Source organism: Vibrio sp. 1401 (assembly GCF_033340295.1).
The window spans coordinates 1-848 of record NZ_JAWOWF010000232.1 but is presented as its reverse complement, the minus strand read 5'-3'; the positions used below and the strand labels follow the sequence as shown (position 1 = coordinate 848).

Annotated in this window: 1 protein-coding gene and 1 pseudogene; one reads left to right on the top strand and one right to left on the bottom strand. The window is 46.2% G+C overall.

Annotated features, from left to right (window positions below):
- Positions 1–148, top strand: a pseudogene (locus tag R7Z77_RS24780) (sulfite exporter TauE/SafE family protein); the annotation flags it as partial.
- Positions 149–275: 127 nt separating this feature from the next.
- Here R7Z77_RS24780 and R7Z77_RS24775 read toward each other — a convergent pair.
- Positions 276–848 (bottom strand): TAXI family TRAP transporter solute-binding subunit (locus R7Z77_RS24775; protein ID WP_318136974.1); only part of this gene is annotated, 573 nt, incomplete at its 5' end.

Below are 848 nucleotides of genomic sequence, written 5' to 3'. Positions count from 1 at the left end.
AGGCAGCGTGGTAATGGTCGGGACATTAGTTGGCGGCTACCTCGCCGCGCGTGTGTCTCGCCAGCTTAATCCGAGCCACGTTAAAGGCTTTGTCGCTCTCTCTTCGATTATCATCACCATTTACTTTTTTATTGACGTTTACGCCTGACCCAAACAGAAAAAGCGCCATCAACTTAATGGCGCTTTTGCGGCTCTCGATAAAGGTTTCTCAAAAGAAGTTTATTAAATAACGTGAAAAAGTGAGTTTAGAAAACCGTTTTAAGGTGGACTACCACTTACTTAATCAACCCAACTTCTTTGTAGTATTTAAGCGCACCGGGATGAAGTGGCGCAGACAAACCATCTTTCACCATTTCTTCTTTCTTCAAATTCGCAAACGCAGGATGAAGACGACGGAAATCATCGAAGTTCTCAAACACGGCCTTCACGACGTTATACACCACCTCTTCAGGTACGGCAGTAGATGAAACAAACGTCGCACCAACACCGAATGTCATCACATCGTTATCCGAGCCGCGATACATGCCGCCAGGCACGGTAGCAACGCGGTAAAAACTGTTGTCGGCGATAAGCTTATCCACTTTTGGGCCAGCGACTGTCACGATGTTACTGTCGCACGAAGTGGTTGCTTCTTTAATCGCACCACTTGGGTGACCAACGGTGTAAACCATTGCGTCGATTTTATTATCACAAAGCGCTTTCGATTGTTCTGCCGCTTTCAACTCCGAAACCCGTTTGAAATCATCGTTGCTCCAACCATATTCCTTCATCAACACTTCCATAGTGCCTCGCTGACCAGAGCCAGGATTACCAATGTTGACTCGTTTACCCTTTAAGTCATCAAACGT